Origin of the sequence: Methylocapsa acidiphila B2 (genome assembly GCF_000427445.1) — a bacterium.
Taxonomy (GTDB): domain Bacteria; phylum Pseudomonadota; class Alphaproteobacteria; order Rhizobiales; family Beijerinckiaceae; genus Methylocapsa; species Methylocapsa acidiphila.
Genome location: NZ_KE386496.1, coordinates 3,137,839 through 3,158,404, shown reverse-complemented (window position 1 = coordinate 3,158,404; position 20,566 = coordinate 3,137,839). Strand labels below are relative to the sequence as shown.

The 20,566-nt window shown below is 63.5% G+C and carries 17 protein-coding genes; 7 read left to right on the top strand and 10 right to left on the bottom strand.

Annotation, left to right across the window (positions count from 1 at the left end; translation table 11 throughout):
• Nucleotides 1-153: 153 nt before the first annotated feature.
• The 6 genes from METAC_RS0117510 to METAC_RS24300 all read right to left on the bottom strand — a co-directional run bounded on the left by METAC_RS0117510 (nucleotide 154) and on the right by METAC_RS24300 (nucleotide 9,007).
• Nucleotides 154-2,808 carry a nitrate reductase gene (locus METAC_RS0117510; RefSeq protein WP_026608031.1) on the bottom strand — a complete coding sequence of 885 codons (2,655 nt, stop codon included), beginning with the start codon at nucleotides 2,806-2,808 and terminating at the stop codon, nucleotides 154-156.
• Nucleotides 2,805-3,146 carry a nitrite reductase (NAD(P)H) small subunit gene (locus METAC_RS0117505; protein WP_036255696.1) on the bottom strand — a complete coding sequence of 114 codons (342 nt, stop codon included), beginning with the start codon at nucleotides 3,144-3,146 and terminating at the stop codon, nucleotides 2,805-2,807. The genes METAC_RS0117510 and METAC_RS0117505 overlap by 4 nt, the downstream gene beginning before the upstream one ends.
• A 1-nt stretch (nucleotide 3,147) precedes the next feature.
• A complete protein-coding gene (gene nirB / locus METAC_RS0117500) occupies nucleotides 3,148-5,610 on the bottom strand; it encodes a nitrite reductase large subunit NirB (protein WP_026608029.1) in 2,463 nt (820 codons plus the stop codon).
• 13 nt (nucleotides 5,611-5,623) lie between these two features.
• Nucleotides 5,624-6,829 (bottom strand): nitrate/nitrite transporter, encoded by a 1,206-nt coding sequence (locus tag METAC_RS0117495; protein WP_026608028.1) that lies wholly within the window; start codon nucleotides 6,827-6,829, stop codon nucleotides 5,624-5,626.
• A gap of 355 nt (nucleotides 6,830-7,184) precedes the next feature.
• Complete coding sequence (locus METAC_RS24305) at nucleotides 7,185-8,405, bottom strand: CmpA/NrtA family ABC transporter substrate-binding protein (RefSeq protein WP_051335660.1); 1,221 nt, start codon at nucleotides 8,403-8,405, stop codon at nucleotides 7,185-7,187.
• On the bottom strand, nucleotides 8,402-9,007 hold the full coding sequence (locus tag METAC_RS24300; protein WP_051335659.1) for an ANTAR domain-containing response regulator: 606 nt from the start codon (nucleotides 9,005-9,007) through the stop codon (nucleotides 8,402-8,404). The genes METAC_RS24305 and METAC_RS24300 overlap by 4 nt, the downstream gene beginning before the upstream one ends.
• A gap of 301 nt (nucleotides 9,008-9,308) precedes the next feature.
• Between METAC_RS24300 and METAC_RS0117475 the strand changes: the two genes are divergently transcribed.
• On the top strand, nucleotides 9,309-10,733 hold the full coding sequence (locus tag METAC_RS0117475) for an aryl-sulfate sulfotransferase (RefSeq protein WP_245257514.1): 1,425 nt from the start codon (nucleotides 9,309-9,311) through the stop codon (nucleotides 10,731-10,733).
• 412 nt (nucleotides 10,734-11,145) lie between these two features.
• Here the strand turns inward: METAC_RS0117475 and METAC_RS0117465 are convergent, their stop codons facing one another.
• Nucleotides 11,146-11,475, bottom strand: coding sequence for a putative quinol monooxygenase (locus METAC_RS0117465; protein WP_051335658.1), 330 nt, complete (start codon nucleotides 11,473-11,475; stop codon nucleotides 11,146-11,148).
• A gap of 153 nt (nucleotides 11,476-11,628) precedes the next feature.
• Here METAC_RS0117465 and METAC_RS24295 point away from each other — a divergent pair, with 153 nt between their 5' ends.
• The 3 genes from METAC_RS24295 (at nucleotide 11,629) to METAC_RS0117450 (ending at nucleotide 14,898) form a co-directional block, all read left to right on the top strand.
• The gene (locus METAC_RS24295) at nucleotides 11,629-12,513 is read left to right on the top strand and encodes a fatty acid desaturase (protein WP_245257513.1); all 885 of its coding nucleotides are present in this window, start codon (nucleotides 11,629-11,631) and stop codon (nucleotides 12,511-12,513) included.
• 35 nt (nucleotides 12,514-12,548) lie between these two features.
• Nucleotides 12,549-13,355 (top strand): phosphate/phosphite/phosphonate ABC transporter substrate-binding protein, encoded by an 807-nt coding sequence (locus METAC_RS0117455; protein WP_026608024.1) that lies wholly within the window; start codon nucleotides 12,549-12,551, stop codon nucleotides 13,353-13,355.
• Between the two features lie 172 nt (nucleotides 13,356-13,527).
• Complete coding sequence (locus METAC_RS0117450; RefSeq protein ID WP_026608023.1) at nucleotides 13,528-14,898, top strand: amidase; 1,371 nt, start codon at nucleotides 13,528-13,530, stop codon at nucleotides 14,896-14,898.
• A gap of 16 nt (nucleotides 14,899-14,914) precedes the next feature.
• On the opposite strand, the gene METAC_RS0117445 is transcribed toward METAC_RS0117450, so the two are convergent.
• Genes METAC_RS0117445 through METAC_RS0117435 form a run of 3 tightly spaced genes read right to left on the bottom strand, consistent with a single transcriptional unit; the run spans nucleotide 14,915 to nucleotide 17,870 of the window.
• A complete protein-coding gene (locus tag METAC_RS0117445; protein WP_051335872.1) occupies nucleotides 14,915-15,886 on the bottom strand; it encodes a HEAT repeat domain-containing protein in 972 nt (323 codons plus the stop codon).
• A gap of 5 nt (nucleotides 15,887-15,891) precedes the next feature.
• The gene (locus tag METAC_RS0117440) at nucleotides 15,892-16,125 is read right to left on the bottom strand and encodes a 4Fe-4S dicluster domain-containing protein (RefSeq protein ID WP_026608021.1); all 234 of its coding nucleotides are present in this window, start codon (nucleotides 16,123-16,125) and stop codon (nucleotides 15,892-15,894) included.
• Between the two features lie 8 nt (nucleotides 16,126-16,133).
• Entirely contained in the window at nucleotides 16,134-17,870 is a 1,737-nt protein-coding gene (locus METAC_RS0117435) for a fumarate reductase/succinate dehydrogenase flavoprotein subunit (protein ID WP_026608020.1), read from the bottom strand.
• A 166-nt stretch (nucleotides 17,871-18,036) separates the two neighbouring features.
• Between METAC_RS0117435 and METAC_RS0117430 the strand changes: the two genes are divergently transcribed.
• The 3 genes from METAC_RS0117430 to METAC_RS0117420 are packed head-to-tail and all read left to right on the top strand — an operon-like array spanning nucleotide 18,037 to nucleotide 20,512.
• On the top strand, nucleotides 18,037-18,858 hold the full coding sequence (locus METAC_RS0117430; protein ID WP_051335657.1) for an ABC transporter ATP-binding protein: 822 nt from the start codon (nucleotides 18,037-18,039) through the stop codon (nucleotides 18,856-18,858).
• Nucleotides 18,855-19,652: a Crp/Fnr family transcriptional regulator gene (locus METAC_RS24290; protein WP_084143751.1), complete on the top strand. Its 798-nt coding sequence runs from the start codon at nucleotides 18,855-18,857 to the stop codon at nucleotides 19,650-19,652. The genes METAC_RS0117430 and METAC_RS24290 overlap by 4 nt, the downstream gene beginning before the upstream one ends.
• Nucleotides 19,649-20,512: an ABC transporter permease gene (locus tag METAC_RS0117420; protein ID WP_084143749.1), complete on the top strand. Its 864-nt coding sequence runs from the start codon at nucleotides 19,649-19,651 to the stop codon at nucleotides 20,510-20,512. Before METAC_RS24290 ends, METAC_RS0117420 begins: the two co-directional genes overlap by 4 nt.
• Nucleotides 20,513-20,566 lie beyond the last annotated feature (54 nt).

Below are 20,566 nucleotides of genomic sequence, written 5' to 3'. Positions count from 1 at the left end.
TATCGGCTGCTCCCAGACGATTCTTTTAATATCGGCTGTGCGCCCGGCGGCTCACCAGCACCAAAGCAAATCACTCCAAATGCGGGGGCCTTATTCCTCTCCTGCCACATGTCAGGCATTATGTACCTAGCGCATGTTAGCTTGACGGCGCCCTCATGCTGCCTCGTGAAGCTGGGCGGATTCCGTCAGCAACTTCTTCAGTTCGGGGACGCAGGATCCACAATTGGTTCCCGCGCGAAGCGCGGCGCCGATCTCGGCGGCGGATATGAACTTTCCGGCACGGATCGCGGCGCGAATGGCTGACTCGCCAACCGAGAAACAGGAGCAGACGATCTTGTCGACATGCGCGACGCACGCTTCGACGCCGGCCAGCAGTGAAAGCCGGGCGGTTGGCTCGAGAATCCGGCCCAGCATTTGCGCCGCCCGATCGGCCTCCGCGAAAGTCGCGCGTGGCGTCGCAAAGAACACACAAGCCTCCAAACGACGGTCCAACAGCGCTGCATAGCGGAACACAGATCTCTTCGGGTCCGAATAGGAGACGAGCTCGGCCTCGGCCGGCGCCCGAAGAAGTCGCCGCAGAGCCTGTTCGGAAACAACGAGCTCCGCAAGAGGCGCATGGCCGGATAGCTCAAAGGCGAAGCCGGTAGCGATCGGGGCCTTGGACCAATGCACGTTCTCGCCGAATGCAAGATCGCCAGCGGAGCGGCGCAACAGCAGGCCGCGCCAGCTTTCAGCAACGGCTACGACCTGAACCCTGGTCCCCTTAAGGTCCGGCTGACCGGAGACCGGATCGATCACGGCGTGCGCCAGTCGATCGATGGGGCCGGCGGACGAGAATTGGTCCGTCCAGTGCATCGGAGCGAATACGTCGCCCGTGCGCATCGCGGCGTCGATCGTCACGCGCAGCACCGCGGTTCCATGTGGACTGGCGATCCGCGCAAGCCCGCCATCTTCGATCCCACGCGCTGCGGCGTCGCGCGGATGCAGCGCAAGGCGCGGGCCGGCGATATGCGTCATCAAATGCGGCACGCGGCCAGTTCTCGTCATCGTGTGCCACTGGTCGCGTATGCGGCCCGTGTTGAGCGTAAGTAGATTGTCAGCCGGCCTGCCCTCCGACCTAACCACAATCGGAATCATGCGCGCGCGGCGATCAGGCGTGGGGAAGCCGCCTTGTCCGAAGAGGCGCGGGCCCGACCTTCCGCCGCCAAGTTTCTGACAAGGCCATTGCACGGGGGCAAGCGCGTCATAGGCGGCGGCGTCGAGCGTGGCGAGCGCGCCGATGTCGAAGACGCGGGCACCCTCGTTTTCGAAACTCGAGAGCGCGGCGTGCTCGCGGAAGATGTCGGCGGCGCTCGCATAGGAAAATTCTCTCTCCCAGCCCATGCGGCGCGCCACTTGCGCAAACATCCACCAATCGGGGCGCGCCGCGCCCGGCGCGGCGCGGAAGGCGCGCTGGCGCGAGATGCGCCGCTCCGAATTTGTCACGGTTCCATCTTTTTCGGCCCATGCCGCGGCGGGGAGAACGAGGTGGGCGAGCGCGGTTGTGTCGGTCGGCCAAGCGTCGGAGACGATCACGAGGGGACATTTCGCCAGCGCCTCGCGCACGCGTCCGGCGCGCGGCATGCTGTCGGCAGGATTGGTCGCGGCGATCCAGATCGCCTTGACACGGCCGTCCGCAACGGCTTCGAACATGTCCACGGCTTTATGGCCGGGTCTGCTTGCAATGTTCGGCGCGCTCCAGAACCGGCGCACGCGGTCGACGTCCGCGGGCGCGAAGGCCATATGCGCTGCGAGCTGGTTGGCGAGACCGCCGACTTCGCGCCCCCCCATCGCGTTGGGTTGTCCGGTCAACGAGAATGGCCCCATGCCGGCGCGCCCAATGCGGCCGGCGGCGAGATGGCAGTTGAGGATCGCGTTGACTTTATCGGCGCCGCTCACGGATTGATTGACGCCCTGCGAATAGAGCGTCACCACCCGCTCGGTCCGAGCGAAGAGATCGTAAAAGGCGCGCACATCCTCGGCCGCGAGATCCGCCGCCGCCGCTACAAACGCAATCGACGGCACCGAGCGCCGCGCCGCATCAAGCGCCTCGTCGAAGCCAGAGACATGTGCTGCGAGCCAATCGTGGTCCAGCGCGCCCACTTCGGCGAGATGAGTTAGAAGCCCGTTGAACAGCAGCACGTCCGTCCCCGGAGCAAGCGGCAAATGCAAATCGGCAGTTTCGGCGGTGACGGTGCGGCGCGGATCGATATTGACGATCTTCGTCCCGCGCATGTCCCGCGCAACCATCAGGCGTTGGTAGAGCACCGGATGGCACCAGGCCATGTTGGCGCCGACCTGGAGGACAAGATCGGCTTCCTCGAGATCCTCGTAACAGCCGGGCACAATGTCTTCCCCGAAAGCGCGCACATGGCCTGCGACCGACGACGCCATGCAAAGGCGTGAATTGGTGTCGATATTGGCCGAGCCGATGAAGCCCTTCATCAGCTTGTTGGCGACATAGTAATCCTCGGTGAGGAACTGGCCGGAGACATAAAAGGCGATCGCATCCGGCCCATGCGTTTCGCGGATGCGCGTGAACTCCGCCGCGATGAAGTCGAGCGACTCGTCCCAGCTCGCCTCCCGGCCACGCATCAACGGCACGGTGAGTCGATCGGGCAGCGCAAGCGTATGCTCGAGCGCCGCGCCTTTCGAGCATAACCGCCCGAAATTCGCCGGATGGCCGCGATCGCCCCCGAGCGCGCCGTTCTCCACCACAACGCCGCATCCGACGCCGCAATATGGGCAGGTGGTCTGGAGCGTCGTCACGCCGACTCACCGGCCGCGAGCGACAAGCCGACATGCACCTCGCCAGCCACGATCCGAATCGGCAGAATTGGCGTGCCGCCCTCGTCCAGCCCAAGGGCGAGGCCCGACGTCAGATCGATCACCCAATTGTGGAGGGGACAGGCGACAGTCGTTCCGGAAACAATGCCTTCCGAGAGCGGCCCACGCCGGTGCGGACATTCGTCGATAAGCGCAAAGACACGGTCCTCGCCGGTTCGGAAAACGGCGATCGGCGGTCCACTTTTGCCGATGCAGAGTCGCCGCGCTCCCTGCGCCGGGATGTTGCTTAGCGCACCGATGTTCTTCCAGACAAGATCCATGTCACGCCTCCGCGAGCGCTAGGAGCGGCGCGAATTCATGCGCGTCGGCGCCCTTCGCCCGATCGGCCCAGGGATCGTGCTGCACGAAGGTCTGGGAATGCAGGAAGCGCGCATGAAGACCGCACCGGCCCTCGCCGTCCTCGACGAGACGTCGCTTCACATAGGCGATTCCGACGCGCGCGATCCAGGGCGCCGTGCGCTCGAAATAATGCGCCTCCTCACGATAAAGCTGGAGAAAGGCGCCGGCATATTCCAGCACTTCCTCTTCCGTCGCGACGCGCGCTAAGGAGTCCGAGACCCGCACCTCGACGCCGCCATTGCCGCCGACCACGATATCGTAGCCCGCCTCGACGCAAACGATTCCGAGATCCTTGATCGTCGCCTCGGCGCAATTGCGCGGACAGCCCGAAACCGCGAGCTTGACCTTGTGCGGCGTCCACGACCCCCAGCACATCTTCTCGAGCTTGACGCCGAGACCCGTCGAGTCCTGCGTGCCAAACCGGCACCATTCGCTGCCGACGCAAGTCTTCACCGTCCGTAGGCCCTTGGCGTAGGCATGGCCGGAGACTAGGCCCGCCTTGTTGAGATCGCTCCAGACGGCGGGCAGGTCGTCCTTCTTGACGCCGAGCAAGTCAATGCGCTGGCCGCCCGTCACCTTAACGGTCGGTATGTTGAATTTCTCCGCAACCGAGGCGATGGCGTGCAGTTCGGCCGGCGTCGTGAGCCCGCCCCACATGCGCGGCACTACCGAGAAGGTGCCATCCTTCTGAATGTTGGCGTGCACGCGCTCATTGACGAAGCGCGAGCGCGAATCGTCCTTATATTCGTCGGGCCAGGCGCAGAGGAGATAATAGTTGAGCGCGGGCCGGCATTTGTGGCAACCCTCGCTTTTTTTCCAGCCGAACGCTTCGCGCACCGCCTGCATCGTCTTGAGCTTTTGCGCGACGATCGCATGGCGAATTTCGTCATGGCCGGCGTCCGCGCAATCGCACAGCGTCTTTTTGGCCGGTTTGGCGGCGGCACCCGCGGCAAAGCCGAGCAGGCGCTCGACGAGGCCAGTGCATTGGCCGCAGGAGGCGGAGGCTTTGGTGTGGGCGCGCACGTCCTCCAGAGAGGCCAGATTTTTTCCCCGTATGGCGCCGACGATAGCGCCCTTGGAGACTCCATTGCAGCCGCAGATCTGCGCGTCATCCGGCATGGCGGCGAAATCTGGGCCAATAGGTTTGGCGCTTACAGCCTCGGCGACGGCGCGGCCGAATACGAGACGCTCGCGCAATTCCGCCACATCCACGTTGTCGCGCATCAGCTGCAGATACCATTGCCCGTCGGCGACGTCGCCGTAGAGCACGGCGCCGACCAGCTTGCCGTCGCGCAACACGATCTTCTTGTAGAGACCTCGGGAGTCGTCGCGCAGCGTGATCTCGTCGTCGTTCTCGTCGGCGGCCATCAGCGCGCCGGCGGAGAAAACATCGACGCCGGTGATCTTGAGGCTGGTCGAAAGCGCCTGGCTCGCGAACGCCGCGGTCTCGTCGCCGCCGAGCTGCGCCGCGCAGACCTTCGCCTGTTCCCACAGAGGCGCGACCAGGCCGAACACCTCGCCGCGATGCTCGACGCATTCGCCCACCGCGAAGATGTCCGGGTCGCTGGTGCGCATATCGTCGTAGACGGCGACGCCGCGATTGACCTCGAGTCCCGCCGCGCGCGCCAGATCGATGTTGGGCCGGATGCCAATGGCGAGGACAACCAGATCGGCGGGAATGACGCGGCCGTCCGCGAGCTGCACGCCTTCGGCGCGCGCGACGCCCATGATCTCTTCGGTCTGGCCGTCGGTGAAGAACGAGATGCCTCGGCGGTCGAGATCGCGTTGCAGGAGCTGCCCGGCGGCAGCGTCGAGCTGACGCTCCATCAGCGTCGGCATCAGATGAACAACCGCCACCGACATGCCGCGCTGCTTGAGGCCCCAGGCTGCTTCAAGGCCGAGCAGCCCGCCGCCGATCACGACCGCGCGCTTATGCACGCGCGCGGCCGCCAGCATTTTGTCGACATCGGCGAGATCGCGGAATGCGCAGACGCCGGGCAAGCCGAGGCCCGGAATCGCCGGGGCCAGCGGACGCGAGCCGGTGGCGATCAACAAGCGATCGTAGGGAACGCAGAGGCCGCTCACGGCGGTGACTGTTTTCGCATTCCGGTCAATCGCGGCGACCGCGTCGCCGGCAAAAAGGCGTATGCCGTTGTCGTCATACCATTCGCGTGAATTGATGACGATCTCATCGACGGTCTTGTCGCCTGCGAGGACGCTCGACAGCATGATGCGGTTGTAGTTGACGTGCGGCTCGGCTCCGAACACGGTGATCTGGTACCGTCGCCCGGACTCGCGCTTCAGCAGCTCCTCGACCGTGCGCATCCCGGCCATTCCGTTGCCGATGACGACGAGTCGTTCGCGGGGATCTGAGATCATGTTCATGTCGACGCCCTCCTTAAACGCGGACGCCGGCGAGCATCGCGGCGTCCTCCCGCCAGCGAAGGCGCACCGCAGCGACGCCGCCCCACGCCGCTATGGCCAGAACCGCGAACACGCCAAAGCCGACGTCATAGCTGCCGCTAAACTGTTTGGCGTAGCCAAGACTCGCGGCGAGATAGAAGCCGCCTACGCCGCCGGTCATGCCGACCAATCCAGTCATCAGGCCGACATCGCGTCCGAAGCGCTGAGGCACGAGCTGGAACACCGCTCCATTTCCCATGCCGAGCGCCGTCATCGCGACGACGACGGTTGCGAGCACGGCAAAGGCGGGCAGCGCGCCTTTAGCCACCGTGAATAAAGTGACCGCGACGACGGCATAAATCACCGAAAGCGCGCGCGTGCCGCCGACGCGATCGGCGAGCGCGCCGCCGAAGGGCCGCGCGAACGAGCCTGCAAAGACGCAACCGGCCGTGAAATAGCCCGCTGTCACCGCGGAAAGCTGGTGCTGGTCGTGGAAGTAGATCGGCAGGAAGGACGCGAGACCGACGAATCCGCCGAAACTGACGCTATAGAAGAACATCAGCCACCACGCATCAGACTTGCGCAGCAGGCGCGCATAATCGACCAGGGTTTTGCGCGGCGGCGATTTGGGACTGTCTTTGGCGGCAAAGAGGAAGAAAATGAAAACCGCGAGGAGCGGCAACGCGGCGAGGCCGAGCACGTTGCGCCAGCCGAAAGCGACAGCGAGCGCCGGCGCGAACAGCGAGGCGAACACCGTCCCGGAATTGCCGGCGCCTGTGAGCCCGAGCGCAATTCCCTGTTGCTGAGGTGGATACCAGTAGGACACCATCGGCAAAGCGATGGCGAAAGAGGCGCCGGCGACGCCGAGCGCGAGGCCCAGCGCGAGAACCTGTGGGAAGCCGTGCAGCCCGAGCCGCCATGCGGCGAGCAGGCCCGCGATCACGACAAGCTGCATGACGAGACCGGTCCGCCGCGCATTCCATTGGCCAACCAAAATTCCGTTGACGATCCGCAGCAGAGCCCCCGCCAGAACCGGCGTCGCGACCATTAGGCCCTTCTGGCCGGGGTCGAGATGCAAGTCTTGGGCGATAAACACGGCCAGCGGGCCGAGCAGAACCCAGACCGCGAAACTCACATCGAAATAGAGGAAACAGGCGACGAGAGTGGGGAGATGTCCCGACTTCAGAAACGCGCTTTTCATAGTTATGGCTCGCAGCTTCAGCGCCTAGCGCTGCCGGATCCCATCCGGATGCGAACCGCCATTAGCTCGCTGAAAAACGAATTGCTGCGACTGTCGCCCGCCATTGCGCGACTTTCGATCGGCGGGTTTGAATTCGCGCGCCGATGCATCAATTTAAAGCAAGGTCGGCGCCAAAAACTTTGCGCAACTAGGCGGAGGGGAAGACTTCCTCCAGCCGAGAATGGCGCCGCCCTTGTTTTATCGTGCTTTTTTCTGGCGCCGTTCGATCCTGCCCCCGCCTGAAAAGACCCGCCATTCCAAAAGGGCCGTTTCGCGCGGCGGCCACGGGTCGTGCTTAAACACTGCACAAATCCGATCAAAGGTTGTGCAGCGCGTTTTTCGTAGGCGCGATCGCGTCAGGAACCGCGGCCGGATCGAAAACGGCGCCGTCGCAAAAGCTGTCGGCTGGCATTTCGATGGGCGCGGGCGTCGCTTCGACCTGCCAGGCGTCGTCATAGACGCCTTCGCGTTTCCAGTCCGCGAGGGGCGCCGCTTCGCCGAGTTGCATGACTGCCGTTCGATAAAGATCGGGACGATAGACGCGCTCGGCCAGCGCGCGCAGGTCGACGCTCTCGTCGATCAATCCCCAGCGCCGCGTCTCGCTCAGAAACCAAAGCCCGTGGGAACGCCAGGGGAAGGTCGCCGCGCCCCGATAGAAAATGCACCCCTTATCGGGCGCTGTTCCGCCAGGCAGGCCGGCGAGTATGGCGTGCGGATCGACGTCCAGATATCTTCGTCGCGACAGCAGAGCGGCGGTGTAAGAAGCGTTTTCTGGACTGTCGCAGAATTTCGCGGCGCGAAGCAAGGCGCGGATCGCGCCAGCAAGCGCTTCTGGCCGTTCCTCCGCCCAACGCGCGCGAATGGCGAGCGCCTTTTCTGGCGCATGGCGCCAAATATCGCGCGAGGTGGCGATCGTCGCGCCAATCCCGGCGCGCCGTGCGACGTCGCCCCACGGCGCCCCCGCGCAAAATCCGACAATTTGCCCAGAGGCCAGAGCCTCGACCGCGCTGGCCGGCGGGACGACGGCGAGCTTGAAGTCGCGTTCCGCCTCGAGTCCCGCCGTGGCGAGCCAATACCGCAGCAAGAGATTATGCGTGGAATAGGCATGGACGACACCGAGCGTCGCACGCCGCGCCCGCAAGCAGGCCGCCAGCGCCGCGACGATCGAGATGCTTTCGCTGTTGGCGCGCTCATGGGTCTCCTGCGCGAGGGAACGGCCGAGCGTGACCGTGTTGCCGCTTGCGCTGACGGCATAGGGGATGATGAGCGGTTGCGCCGCGCCGCGGAGGCCGAGTTGGACAGCGAAGGCGAGAGGCGGCACGATTACGGCGGCGTCGAGAAAGCCAAAGGCGAGTTTGTCGGCGATATTGGCCCAGGAAGGCTCCAGCATCAGGTCCGCTTCGAGACCCTCATCGGCGAAGAATCCGAACTCATGTGCGGCGATGACCGGCGCGCTATCCGTGAGGCGCAGCAGGCCAATGCGCATCCTGGGCGCGCGCGACCCGCGCGCCGCCGAGAACGAGGCCACATCGGTCATGGCTGTTGTCTCCCTGCCGGCGTCCCCGCCGTCACATCGGAGTCGTGCCGTTCCACGAACTCCGCCACGATATGCGCGAGCTTGCGATTTTCATTCATCGCCTTCTTCTGAAGCCAGCGATAGGCCTCCGGCTCCGTCATCTTGCGGCCTTGCATGAGGATCGCCTTGGCGCGCTCGACAAGGCGGCGCTCCTCCAGCATCGCCCGCGCGGCGGTAAGCTCCTCCTCGACGCGCCTGTATCGGCGAAACAGGGCGATGGCCGAAGCCATGATCGGCTTCACGTCCTGCAGCGCGACCCCTGAGAGATTGTAGGAGCAGACGCCGGCCGCGATCGCCTCCTCGGCGAAAGCGGGATCGTCTCCGCCGGCGAACATGACGATCGGATGGGCGGCGGACACAGCGCGGATATCCTCCAGCGCGTCACGATCAGGCAGCGCCATGTCGATGATGATCAGATCCGGCTTCGCGCGCTCCACGGTCTCCACGAGGTTCAAATCGTCGGACGCGCGCAGGATTTCGGCAAAGCCGGATTCGGAAAGCTTTTCCTCAAGCGCGCATGCGCGTTCGGGGTCCGTATCGATGAGCAATATCTTGAGAGCCATCAATCGCCATCATATTTCAGACCCAAAAACACGACAATTCCCGAACTCACGGAATGACGGGACGGGGAAAAATCTTTCGCCCTCAATCGGAAGGCGCAGGCGCGAGCCATCGAAAAATATCTTGCCGCCAATGGGCCCGCACCCTTGGCCTTGCCTCCGAGCACGACGATGACGCAATCAAGATTGCGTGAGAGCTTGACAAGGGGAAGACGCCAGCGAATATTTCTATTAATTCCATCTTCTATATATAATGAAGACGATCGCGGCCATTCGTTGCAAGTGAAGTAAGGGGCGCACCACTATGACTGACGCCATTGCAGGTCAAGGCTACAGCGAAACACGCCGCGCGCGCGCGGCCATGAAGAAGGCTGCGTTCCTCCTCCTATCACACCTTCTGCTCGTTGCTCCCCCCAATCAGGCCACCGCGGAGCCGAGCGTCTATCCAACCGGGGTGACGCGCTACGATCCGACGCAGGCGTACAACAGCTTTGTTATTTTCTCTGGGGCGGACAAAATCACCCGTCTGATCGATCTCAATGGCGTCGTCGCGCGCGCGTGGAAATATCCTGGATTTCCGAGTCTTGCTCTCGATCCCGCCCTCGTCGGCGGCGCGAGGGGCCATCTCCTCGTCACCTTGTCGACGATTGACGCCAAAGGAATCGGCGCCGTGCCCGGCCGCGCCAATCTCGACATCTCAAAGACGATCGGCGAAATCGATTGGAACGGAAAAACAGTTTGGGAATGGGGCGGCGATCAGGCTCCGGGCGGCGCGGCGCAGCAACATCACGATTGGCGACGGCTCCCCAATGGCAATACCTTGATCCTCGCGAATCTGCTTCATCCCGTCGCGGGCTTCTCGCAACCCCAAATTCTCGATGACGTGGTCTATGAAATCAAGCCTAACGGCGAAATTGCCTGGACGTGGATCGCCTCGGACCATCTCACGGAATTTGGATTCTCGCCGGCTGAACTGGATCTCGTTCGCAACGCGAAAACCGCCGATTATCTCCACGTCAATAACCTTAGCGTCCTCGGCCCCAATCGCTGGTTCGCCGCTGGCGACAAGCGGTTCGATCCTGACAATGTTCTCATCGACTCCCGCAACGCCAACTTCACGGCCATCGTCGACAAGAAGACCGGCAAGGTTGTTTGGACGCTGGGACCACATTATCCGCGCGTGGACGAACTTACGATCGGCAAGAAGACCGTTCCCCGCCCAGTCGACCAGATCTCCGGCCAACATGACGCACATTTGATTCCGGAGGGCCTGCCGGGCGCGGGCAATCTGCTCCTCTTCGACAACCAGGGCGAGGGCGGCTACCCGCCGGCGACATTGTCGGTGATCGGCGGCTCCCGGGTCTTGGAGATCGATCCGATCAAGCAAGAGATCGTTTGGGAATATACCGGAGAAAGCTCGGGACAGCCGGGCTGGACCTTCAGATCGAGCTTCATCAGCAGCGCGCGGCGGCTTCCCAACGGAAATACGCTGATCGACGAAGGCTACAACGGGCGTTTCTTTCAAGTCACGCCCAAGGGCGCCATCGTTTGGGAATATGTCAGTCCGTATTTCGGCGCCTTTCCGGATGGAACTGGCGGCAACCAAAGCAATTGGGTCTACCGCGCTCAACCCGTGCCCTATGATTGGGCGCCAGAGGGAACGCCGCATTCAGAAAAGCCAGTCATTCCTCCGGCACTCACCGAATTCAAGATTACCTCAGCGCCATGATCCGCCGCGCAACGACCAAACGCCCGCCCGCGCCGTCCTATCTCAAATGTAGCATCCAGAAGAAGCGGCTTTTGGCTCGCGCCTGTCCTAGCGCCGCTGTCGCTTCGCGTGGGCGACTCAGGCGAGCCGACGCCGACGGAGCCATTTCAGTTTCAGTGCAAACAATCCGATACGGGAGGACAATCGATTTCCGGCTTCCACTCCAGTCCGCGCACAAACGAACGCTTCAAATATCATTCTAATTTGCTCCACGACGTCGGCCAAGGCGCGCCTGGAATTTTCGGCGGTCCCGCGTCGGTGACGGCGCTCGAGCCTTCGACGTCCGGAATGATGTCGTATCTCCGGTCTGACAAAGCTATCAGTCGCCTTGCGAAGCCCTCGATCCGGAGGACGTCGCTTGGCGAGGTCCACATCAGCCCGGCAGCTTGGACGCTAGAACGTCCGCCTTATGAATCGTCGGCGGCGCGGCGAGCAAATAACCGGCCTTCGCGAACAAGGAGGCCGGCACCTTGCCGGATAGGTGCGCCTGGCGGCCGGCTTCGTCTGGAAAGGCGCCGAAGATGGCAAATGTCGTCGGGCCGAACTGAATGCTGAACCAGGCCGTTGCGCCGGGCTCCGCGTCGACCAAGGCCTTGCTCTGGCGCAGGAACTCGGCAACCTCCTCCCCCTCGTCGGGCTTGGCTTCAATGACGACATAAAGCGCGGTAGCGACTTTTCCTTCGGCCTCGGCATGCGCCGCCAAGGACGGCGAAGAGGCGACGGCTCCGATGCCGGCGAGAAATTCACGGCGTTTTAAGACGATCCTCCATTTGAAGCGTCAGCGACATTCCACGTTGACCCGAGGCTTATAATATAGTTATTCTATGGAAATAATAAATATATTTTGGAGCAAAGGTTGCCCATTATCGAATGGCCGACGATCGGGCTCGCGGCCGTGATCTATGGCGGTTGGCTGGCGGCGACGTATTTTCAGTCGCAGCTTCCTGTTTGGCTGCTGGCGCCGATGGGCGCATGGCTGGTCGCCTGGCATTCGTCGCTGCAACATGAGCTTCTTCATGGTCATCCGACTCCCTGGCGAGGCGTCAACCGGGCGCTCGGCTTCGCCCCGCTGGCCTTTTGGCTGCCGTATGACGTTTATCATTCAACTCATCTCGCTCATCACAAGGACGACGCATTAACGGATCCCCGCCAGGATCCGGAATCTCGATATTGGACATGCGAGGACTGGTCTCGCTTAGGGCCTCTCGCCCGTTTCGCCGTTCGCGCGCAGTCGACCCTCGTGGGGCGCCTGGCGCTCGGCCCCATATGGGTTCCCATGGGTTTGTTCATAGGAGAGTTGAGGGCGGCGCGATCGCACCCAAGGCGCTCGGTCGAGGTGTGGTTTCCTCACCTGCTCGCATGCACAGTGACTTTTTTCTGGATCGTCGCCGTCTGCCGTATGAGTATTTGGCTCTATCTCTTCGCAATCGTATATCCGGCGAACGCGTTGTCGCTGCTTCGGTCTTTCGCCGAGCACCGCGTAGCGAATAAAATCGCCGAGCGAACCGCCATCGTTGAAAACGCAAGGCTGCTCGGCGCGCTTTTTCTGTTCAACAATCTTCATGTCGTTCACCACGATCATCCAGCTTTGCCCTGGTACCGCATTCCGGGTTGGTATCGCGATCATCGCGTCCTGATTCTGCAAAAGAACGGCGGACTTGTGTATAATGGCTATTTTGAAGTCGCCAGGCGCTATGCGTTCATGTGGCGCCGCGATCCAATTCATCCGTTCTCGCCTTGAAGTGGGGAGCGGCAGAAGGCCGATCGGAGTCGTCCATGCGCATCGCCGCTTTGCCCATGTACGAGTTTGTTGCAATCGAACCTGAGACCGACCGATTTTGGCGGGCGGTCCGAACGCGACTGCAAGATGCGGGCATAGACGGTGTTCCGAACGAGCTAACAAGGTCGCCGGACTATCAGATGATCTGGCGGCATCCGCGCCTTCTATTGGGACAGGCTTGCGGCTATCCGTTTGCGAAACATTTGAGGAATAGGGCGCGCGCCATAGCGACGCCGATATACGCTGCCGAAGGTTGCCTGGGGCCGCAACATCGCAGCTTTTTCATCGTCAACGCCCGGGCCTCGTTCGCGACGCTGGCCGATCTGCGCGGCCGCGCCTGCGCGATCAATGGATTCGACAGCAACACCGGCATGAATCTTTTACGGGCGGCGATTGCGCCGATCGCGCGAAAGCAAGCCTTTTTCAGCTCGATCGAAGTCACCGGATCTCATTTGGCCAGCGTCGAGGCCGTCGCGGAAGGGCTTGTCGATCTGGCCTCGATCGATTGCGTGACTTTCGCTCACCTGAAGCAGCTACGGACCGACCTCACGGTTCGGGTCAAGACGATCGGTCAATCGGCGCTTGCGCCGGCTCCGCCATTCATTACCGCCAGGGAAACGAACGCGGAAGTTTTGCGCTTGCTATACGAGATTCTCGAGGAAGTGGCGAGCGATCCAGAACTCGAGCCGATTCGAAAGTCTCTGCTGATCGCAGGTTTCGCCTCGGCGAAAGACGAGGACTACCAATCGCTTCTGCGAATCGAGCGCGAGGCGGCCGAAATAGGCTACCCGGAGTTATGTTGATGGAATTGTCCGCGTTCGCCAGCCTCGATTGGCCTGAATGCCGACGAGCGTGATCGCTGGCCTCATGGCTCGGCCCCGCGCCAGGTCGAGGCGGGGCAGGGAATTGACATATAGTATATAAAATCTATAGTAAAACTGCACAAAAATTTTCGGCATTGCCTCGGATCTTGACATGACTTTTGACCTGACGCAGCTAGGCGCATTCGAACTCACGACCGGCTATCGCAAGAAAGCATTCTCGCCCGTCGAGGTCGTCAAGGCGGTCTTAGAGAGAATCCAGCTGCTGCAGCCGCATTTCAACGCCTATCGCGCCATCGACGCCGAAACGGCGCTGGCTCAGGCGCGAGCCTCGGAAACGCGCTGGACGCGCGGTGAGCCGCTCGGCCCCCTCGACGGCGCGCCCACGGGCTTCAAGGATCTCCTGAACGTCAAGGGGTTTTCGACGCGCAAGGGGAGCCTCGCGAGCGCGGACAGTATCCAGGCGGAGGACTCGCCCCCCGCCGCGCGCTTGCGCGAAGGTGGGGCGATCATTCTGGGCAAGACTCAAACCGCTGAATTCGGCCTGAAGGGCCTGACCGAGACCCGCCTCGGCGGCGTGACGCCCAACGCCTGGGACCGCCAATATGCCAGCGGCGGCAGCAGCGGCGGCGCGGCGGTCGCGGCCGCTCTCGGCCTCGGAATTCTCCAGGTCGGGACGGATGGCGGCGGCTCCATCCGCAACCCCGCGGCGACCAACGGCGTTTTCGGCTTCAAGCCGACATTCGGCCGCGTGGCGGGCTACCCCCACAATGGGAGCCTGTTCCATATCGGTCCGATCTCGCGGACGGTGAGCGATGCGGCGCTGCTGCTCAATGCGATCGCAAAGCCCGACGCGCGCGATTGGACAAGCCTGCCGAGCGACGGCGCAGATTGGACGGTGAATCTCGAATCAGGCGTCAAAGGCCTGCGCATCGCCTACAGCCGAAACTTCGGCTATCTCATCGTCGATCCGACGATCGTCTCCGTGGTCGATCGCGCTGTAGCGCGCCTGGCGGATCTAGGGGCGATCGTCGAAGAGGTCGATCCCGGCTTTCAGGACCCCGCGGAGATCATCGACGCAATCAATTCCGAGCGCGCAATTCGCCTGCGGAAGGACATTGGCGAGGCGGGGCTGGCCCTGATTGATCCCGGCATCAGGGAAAGGGTCGAGCTTCTCGAGCGGCAAACGTTGAATCAAGTCGTCGAGGCGAATGAGCGCCGCCTCGAACTTGGAATCTTGATGCGGCGCTTCCATCAAAAATACGATCTTTTGGCCTCGCCCGTGCAGGCCTCCCTCACCCCGCGCGTCGGAACCACGCCGCAGACGCCATTCGCCTTTCCGTTCAACATCACCCAGCAGCCCGCCGCGTCAATTCCCATAGGCTTCGACGCGAACGGACTGCCCATCGCGCTTCAGCTCGTCGGTCCGCAATATGGCGACGCTGCGGTGCTGCGCGCGTCCGCGGCCTTCGAGAGGGCGCAACCCTTCCCCTTGCGCCGCCTCGACTCGCTGCGCGATCTATAGGCCCGGATCGGCGCCGTCACCCGGCGGACGAGCGAATGAGATGAGCGGACCAGCGCGCGATCTTGCGAACGTCGGGATCGGCGTCGTCGGCGACCGCGTCGAGAAAAGGCAAGGCGTCCGGATGGCGGATGTCGCCGAGCGCGGTCGCGGCGTCCTTGCGCAGATTGCTGACGGAATGCGACAGCAGCGCCCCGAGCGCTGGAATAGCCTCGACGGAAGCCAGCTTTCCAAGGGCGAGCGCCGCCTTTCCGCGCACCTGCCAAAACGCGTCATCGAGCGCGAGCATGAGCGATGGCGCCGCGTCAGCGATGCTGATCTTCCCCGAAAGGGCGGCGGCGGCTTCGCGGACCTGCCAATGCTCATCGGCGAGACCGCCGCGCGCAGCCTCCGCGGCGACCGCCCCGGGAGCGAAGGCCAGGGCCGAGATCGCCGCGCGGCGCACGTCGCTGTCCTGGTCGCGCGCGGCCTCGATCAACGCGGGGAGCGCGGCCTCGTTTTTCAGATAGGCGAGGACGCCGACCGCTTCGCGGCGAACGCGCGGATCGACGTCCTTCAGCGCCTCGATCGCCGGCGCGAGCGCCGGCTTCACCTTCAGGCCGCGCAAGCCGCGCCAGGCCGCCGCGCGGACCTCAGCTCGCTCGTGGACGATGAGAGTCAAAAGCGGCGGCGCGGCGCCCGGTGATTTCAGCTCGGCGAGGCTCGAAGCGGCGGCGGCGGCGACGTCCGCGTCCGGGTCGAGCAAGGCGCCCGCGAGAGCGGTCGCCGTCTCCAATCCATCAAATTGATCGAGCCCGGAGGCGGCCTCGCGGCGCACATCGGCGTCCGGGTCCGCAAGCGCCCGGATCAGCATCGGCTGGGCGGCTGCCTCCGCGCTTTCGGCAAGTTCGATGATCGCGACGCGGCGCTCCGCGGGGTCCGCGCTCGCAAGGCGCGTTTCGATCTCCGCGAGATCGGCCGAGAGCGTTTCGAAAATACCCTGCCCAGCCATGGCGATCATCTCAACAAATAGGGAATAGCGACCGTGACGGCCTTGGTCGGGCAGTCGAGGGCGCAAGGCAGGCAGTACCAACATTCATCATAACGCATATGCGCCTTGCCGGTCTCTGGATTGATGCGCAGCACGTCGAGCGGACAAACGTCGACGCATACGGTGCAGCCCTTGTCGGCGATGCACTTTTCCGCGTCGATCGTGACCGGGAATTCGGAGGGGTTTTCCGCGAAGGACATGGCGACTCTCAGGCTGGCGTGGGAATGCGCAGGCGGTGATAGGCGTCGCGCTCCGTCGTCTTGACGGGAACGACATAGGGATCGACAGGGCGTTTGCGAAGGACGAATCCCCCCTTCCCGTCGCTCGTCAACTGGACATGGCAGAACCAGTCGCGATCGTCGGTTTCGGGATAATCAAGGCGGTAGTGATAGAGCCCCCATCGGCTCTCCGTGCGATAGAGCGAGGCGGCGGCGGCCATCTCGGCGCAATCGAGAATGGAGTGGACCTCGAGCGCCCGCATCAATTCATGCGGGTCGCGCGCGGCCAGACGCGGCAGATCGGCCCTGATCTCGGCGAAGCGCTTCCGTGCGATCTCATATTTGCGCGTGACCTTCGGCGGCTGCAAATAATCGTTCACGAAGCGGCGAATCTTATATTCGACCTGATTGGGCGGCAACCCCGTCTCGTTGCGCAAAGGCGCCGTCACGCGCGCGCGCTCCGCCTCGACCTGGCCTTGATCGTAATCGGCGAGCGGGACCTCTTCGACGAATTGGGCCGCATGCTCGCCCGCGATGGCGCCGTTCACAAAGGCGCCGAGCATGTAGTTGTGCGGCACGCTCGCCATGTCGCCGGCGGCGTAGAGGCCGGGAACCGTCGTTTGCGCATGTTCGTCGACCCAAACGCCCGATGCGCTATGGCCCGAGCAGAAGCCGATTTCCGAGATATGCATCTCGACCATGTCTTTCCGATAATCGGCGCCGCGCCCCTGATGGAAAAGGCCGCGCGACGGCCGCTCCACGCGATGGAGAATATTCTCGACTTCCGTCACCGTCTCGGGGGCGAGATGATCGAGCTTCAAGAACACCGGCCCCTTGCCGCCCTCGAGCTCCTTGTAGAATTCGAGCATCATCTGGCCCGACCAATAGTCGCATTCGATGAAGCGCGCGCCGTCGCTATTCGCCGTGTAGGCGCCGAAAGGGCCGCCGACATAGGCGCAGGCCGGCCCGTTATAGTCCTTGATCAGCGGGTTGATCTGGAAGCATTCGAGATTTGTGAGCTCGGCGCCCGCGTGAAGCGCCATCGCGTAGCCGTCGCCCGAATTGGTGGGGTTTTCGTAGGTTCCCCATAGATAGCCCGAAGCTGGAAGCCCGAGCCGCCCGGCCGCGCCCGCCGCGAGGATCACGGCCTTGGCGCGAATGACGAGAAGCTCCGCCGTGCGGCTGTTGACGGCGATCGCGCCCGCCGCCCGCCCGTCCCAGCTCGTCAGCAGGCGCGTCGCCATGAAGCGATTAGAGATCAGGACCTGCGCCTTGCGGAGCTGCCTGTAGAGCGCCTTCTTGATCGTCCCGCCCTCGGGCATGGGCAAGACGTAGGTTCCAAGATGATGGACCTTCTTCACGTCATAATCGCCGTTCTCGTCCTTTTGGAACTTGACGCCCCAATCGTCGAGCTCGCGGATCATGTCGAAGGAGCGCCGCGCATAGGCGAGGATGGCTTGTTGGTAAACAATGCCGTCATTGGCGATCGTGATCTCGCGGACATATTGCTCAGGCGTCGCGAAACCCGGCACGACGGCGTTGTTCAGCCCGTCCATGCCGACGGCGATGGCGCCGGAGCGCTTCACATTGGCTTTTTCCAACAGCACGACCCTGAGCGCCGGATTGGCGGCCTTCGCCTTAAAGGCGGCGAGCGGGCCGGCCGTGCCGCCGCCGATGACGAGAATGTCGGCCTCGAAAAAGCTGGCGTCGTCGTCGAGATTGGCCATTCGCGCTGTCACTTTTGCTTGCCGCCAGCGGGAGGCCGCCAGCCAGATCGCCGACAATCCGCCGCGACGACGCGCATGTCTGGCAATAAATTGCCTCCATTTGAAATTTTAGTCTATAGAAGTAATGGGCTGACTGAATGATCCGAGGATTTTAAAGAGGGGCCACATGGATATTCAGGCCATGCGACGCGCGAGGCCGTCCGCCCGCGGGCGCGTGGAAATTCGTGACCTTTCGGTGAGCTATGACGGTCATGCGGCGCTGGAGCGGCTCCATCTGACGGTCGAGCCCGGAGAGTTCGTTTGCCTGCTCGGCCCCTCGGGCTGCGGCAAGTCGACCGCCTTGAACGCCGTGGCGGGTTTCGTGCGGACGCCCGAGGGCTCGGTCACCGTCGACGGCGAACCGGTGCTAGGCCCTGGCGCGGACCGAGGCATGGTGTTTCAGCAATACTCGCTTTTTCCCTGGAAAACCGTGCTTGAAAATGTCGCCTTCGGACCGCGCATGAAGGGCGCGGCGCGCGCGGAGGCGCGTCGGGCGGCGCGCGAGCATCTCGAGCTTGTCGGGCTCGGCGGCGTCGCGGACAAATATCCAGCGACGCTTTCGGGTGGCATGCAGCAGCGGGTCGGAATCGCCCGGGCCTTGATCAATCGCCCGGGCGTGCTCCTGATGGATGAGCCTTTCGGCGCGCTCGACGCGCAAACGCGCGGCTTCATGCAGGAAACCCTGCTGCGGCTATGGGACGAAATAGGCGGCTCGATTCTCTTCGTGACGCATGACGTGGACGAAGCGCTGCTGCTCGCCGACCGGGTGATCCTGTTCAGCGCCGCTCCGGGGCGCGTTCTGCTCGACCTCGCCGTGGCCCTGCCGCGACCGCGCCCGGAGGATTCTTTCGCGGATCCCGCCTTCGCCGACGCCAAGAAACAATGTCTTCGCCTCATCCGCCAGGAGAGCCGGCGCGCCTTCGAGCGACAGGGAGGACAATTCGCATGAGTTCCCGCGACGGCCAGGAAACGCGCTCGTCCTCGCTCTTCTTGCGCGAGGACGAGCGCGAGGCGGGCGCTCCAGACCTCTTGGCGAACCTCGCGCCCGACGAACTCAGGCTGCTGCTCAACGCCTCTTCCGTTCTGTCCTTCTCCGCCGGACAGGACGTTTTTCGTCAGGGCGATCCGCATCAGGGGATGTTCATCATTCGCTCGGGCGAAGTGCGGACCTACTACATCGGTCCTTCCGGACGCGAGATCACGCTCGCCTATTGGTCTCCGGGCAATTTTGTCGGCGGACCGGTCATTTTTGGCGGCGGCCGCCACATATGGTCGGGACGGGCCATGCGCGCGACCCAGGTCCTCCATGTGCGCGGCCGCGAGTTGCGCCGCCTGATGTCGACGATCCCGAATCTCGCGATCGGCCTCGTCGAGGCTCTCGAGCACAAGGGCAAATGCTATTCGGCGATGATCCACATGCTCGGCACGCGCTCGGCCTCCGAGCGCCTTGCGCAAATGCTGCTGCTCATGGCAGAGCGCGACGGGCGACGCACGAAAGCCGGCGTCTCGATCGCTCGCACGCTCACCCATGACGATATGGCGAAGCTCGTCGGCGCGACTCGCCAGTGGATCACGACGACTCTCGAGCGGTTGGAGAGCGAGGGCGCGATCGGAATCCGCCGGACCCGCCTCGTCATCCTCGACGAGTCCAGGCTTCGCCGTTTCGCCGGCCATGTCGACGAGATCGGCGGCGCGGCTCCGGCGCGGAGGCGCGATGAATCCATGCGCGTGAGGTCGCCATGAGCCTCGCCCGATTCCCGCGGCTCCAGCGGGCGGGCGCCTGGGCGGCCCCGCTTCGAGCCGCCGCGGCGGGAGCCGCCACGCCCTCTCTCAAGAAACTGGCGGGACGTTGGCTGTTGCGACTCGCCTCTCTCCTGGTCTTCACGGCGGCCTGGCAATATGCGTCGTCGACCCGCTTGCATCTGGGCTTCGTGACCTTCGCCAACGTCCCCTCGCCAGCGGACGTCTTCAGCTCCTTTGTCACGCTCGCGGGCTCGGGAAAGCTCCTCCCGCATCTTGGAAGCAGCCTTGCGCGGGTCTTCCTCGGCTACGCGCTCGCCGCTGTGGTCGGCGTCGCCCTGGGTCTCGCCATCGCGCGGGCGCGCCTCGCCGAGGATCTGCTCATGCCGCCGCTCGAATTGCTGCGCCCGATCCCCGCGGTCGCCTGGATCCCGCTCGCCATATTGATGTTTCCCTCGGCGGAAGCCTCGATGGTGTTCATCACCTTCATCGGGGCGCTTTTTCCGATCCTGCTCAACGCAATTCTCGGCGTCGCTGGGATCGACAGCCGGTTGATCGCCTCCGCCAGAAGCCTCGGCGCGAAGGATCGCGACATCTTGTTCGAGGTCGTCATTCCCGGCGCCGCGCCGAGCATCCTCACCGGCCTCGCCATCGGCATGGGAACGTCGTGGTTCTGCCTCGTGACGGCCGAAATGATCTCCGGCCAGTTCGGCGTCGGCTACTACACATGGGAAGCCTACACGCTGCAAAACTACGCCGATATTGTCGTCGGCATGTTGGTCATCGGCGTGCTCGGAATGTCGAGCAGCGCGGCCGTCCGCCAGATCGGCCGGGCCTTGACGCCGTGGCAAGCGCCGAATTGACGTTTGGCCTGGGTCAACCGGCCCCAACCATGAAGTCTTCAACGAAAGCAATGG